The organism is Microvirga sp. RSM25, from assembly GCF_044784385.1.
GTDB classification, from domain to species: Bacteria; Pseudomonadota; Alphaproteobacteria; order Rhizobiales; family Beijerinckiaceae; genus Microvirga; species Microvirga tunisiensis.
The window spans coordinates 1-2,500 of sequence record NZ_CP173039.1; the positions used below are offsets into that span (position 1 = coordinate 1).

Consider the following 2,500-nt stretch of genomic DNA (forward strand, 5'->3'; position numbering starts at 1 on the left):
AACGAGCGCGGCGTCGGGAGGCTTCGGGGCCTGGCCATCCTGGCAAGGGATGGGTGAGGTGGCCCGGGGTTGTTTTTGTGTCTCTGCGTGAGGCACCTGTTCTTTGACAAGTGAAGAGAGAAGAGAAGCGTAGGCGGCGGTGTCCTTGCGGATCGTCCTTCGGGGCGATCGAATGAGAACATCGACCATGTCTATGCTTTGGTGAGTACACCGCTTCAGGGAAACCTGGAGATGGAGGTACTCTGTCAATTTGCGTAGAGATTTAGTCGAGATCAAATTCTTTCAACTTGAGAGTTTGATCCTGGCTCAGAACGAACGCTGGCGGCAGGCTTAACACATGCAAGTCGAACGCATCCTTCGGGATGAGTGGCAGACGGGTGAGTAACGCGTGGGAACGTGCCCTTCAGTTCGGAATAACCCAGGGAAACTTGGGCTAATACCGGATACGTGCGAGAGCAGAAAGATTTATCGCTGAAGGATCGGCCCGCGTCTGATTAGCTAGTTGGTGGGGTAATGGCCCACCAAGGCGACGATCAGTAGCTGGTCTGAGAGGATGATCAGCCACATTGGGACTGAGACACGGCCCAAACTCCTACGGGAGGCAGCAGTGGGGAATATTGGACAATGGGCGCAAGCCTGATCCAGCCATGCCGCGTGAGTGATGAAGGCCTTAGGGTTGTAAAGCTCTTTCAGTGGGGACGATAATGACGGTACCCGCAGAAGAAGCCCCGGCTAACTTCGTGCCAGCAGCCGCGGTAATACGAAGGGGGCTAGCGTTGTTCGGAATCACTGGGCGTAAAGGGCGCGTAGGCGGCTTTGTAAGTCGGGGGTGAAAGCCTGTGGCTCAACCACAGAATTGCCTTCGATACTGCATGGCTTGAGACCGGAAGAGGTTAGTGGAACTGCGAGTGTAGAGGTGAAATTCGTAGATATTCGCAAGAACACCAGTGGCGAAGGCGGCTAACTGGTCCGGTTCTGACGCTGAGGCGCGAAAGCGTGGGGAGCAAACAGGATTAGATACCCTGGTAGTCCACGCCGTAAACGATGAATGCCAGCCGTTGGCGAGCTTGCTCGTCAGTGGCGCAGCTAACGCTTTAAGCATTCCGCCTGGGGAGTACGGTCGCAAGATTAAAACTCAAAGGAATTGACGGGGGCCCGCACAAGCGGTGGAGCATGTGGTTTAATTCGAAGCAACGCGCAGAACCTTACCAGCCTTTGACATGTCCCGTGTGGATCCTGGAGACAGGATCCTTCAGTTCGGCTGGCGGGAACACAGGTGCTGCATGGCTGTCGTCAGCTCGTGTCGTGAGATGTTGGGTTAAGTCCCGCAACGAGCGCAACCCTCGCCCTTAGTTGCCATCATTTGGTTGGGCACTCTAAGGGGACTGCCGGTGATAAGCCGAGAGGAAGGTGGGGATGACGTCAAGTCCTCATGGCCCTTACGGGCTGGGCTACACACGTGCTACAATGGCGGTGACAAAGGGCAGCGAACCCGCGAGGGGGAGCTAATCCTTAAAAGCCGTCTCAGTTCAGATTGCACTCTGCAACTCGAGTGCATGAAGGCGGAATCGCTAGTAATCGTGGATCAGAACGCCACGGTGAATACGTTCCCGGGCCTTGTACACACCGCCCGTCACACCATGGGAGTTGGTCTTACCCGACGGCGCTGCGCCAACCGCAAGGAGGCAGGCGACCACGGTAGGGTCAGCGACTGGGGTGAAGTCGTAACAAGGTAGCCGTAGGGGAACCTGCGGCTGGATCACCTCCTTTCTAAGGACGATCCCTCAAGGCCGACCTCGGTCGGTTTTATCGGATCGCTTGGAACAAAAGAGACCAGTCAGGTCTCGCTATGCGGGACGCTGCCGTCTTCGTTTCTCTTCTCATTCCGGATACATCGGTCGGGGTTTCCACTCCGATTGGGGCCTGTAGCTCAGGTGGTTAGAGCGCACCCCTGATAAGGGTGAGGTCGGACGTTCGAGTCGTCCCAGGCCCACCATTTATCTTGGTTAGCCTCAGACGCCGTCCTGCTCTTCTTGCGAAGGCCGACCGGCCGCCGCGCCCCGTGGCGCGGACAGCCAAGAAAGCGGACGCTTTCGCCGGCGCCTGAGGCCAGGTATCAAGGGGCCTTAGCTCAGCTGGGAGAGCGGTAGCTTTGCAAGCTTCAGGTCGTCGGTTCGATCCCGACAGGCTCCACCATTTTTATGGATCCGGACGTCCAGAGGCCATGACGTGTTCATGGCCGTGGATGATGTCTAATTCGCCTCCCCTCTTTGGGGGTGAGCGCGGATGTTTGAAATCGTAAAGAGGCAGCATATTCGACCAGCGGGCACCTAGTCCCGCGAACCAGCCACGGCCCGCAGCCGTGTGCGTCGGATATGCTTGGCAAGCAAAACATGTCTTTGGAGAAATCCAAAGACAGGTCTTTCTTTTTTGGTCATGTCCGGCTTGTAGCCGAGCGGACATTGATCATGAGAGTAATCAAGTGTCGTAAGAGCATCTG

2 tRNA genes and 2 rRNA genes (1 of these 4 cut by a window edge) are annotated in these 2,500 nt (G+C 56.6%); all 4 read left to right on the plus strand.

Annotation, left to right across the window (positions count from 1 at the left end):
• Positions 1 to 283 precede the first annotated feature (283 nt).
• Positions 284 to 1,770, plus strand: a 16S ribosomal RNA gene (locus ACD578_RS00005).
• A gap of 149 nt (positions 1,771 to 1,919) precedes the next feature.
• Positions 1,920 to 1,996, plus strand: a tRNA-Ile gene (locus ACD578_RS00010).
• Positions 1,997 to 2,120: 124 nt separating this feature from the next.
• Positions 2,121 to 2,196 (plus strand) — tRNA-Ala (locus tag ACD578_RS00015).
• A gap of 280 nt (positions 2,197 to 2,476) precedes the next feature.
• A 23S ribosomal RNA gene (locus ACD578_RS00020) occupies positions 2,477 to 2,500 on the plus strand (it continues 2,787 nt past the right edge of the window).
• The 16S and 23S rRNA genes sit together here with 2 tRNA genes alongside, the layout of an rRNA operon.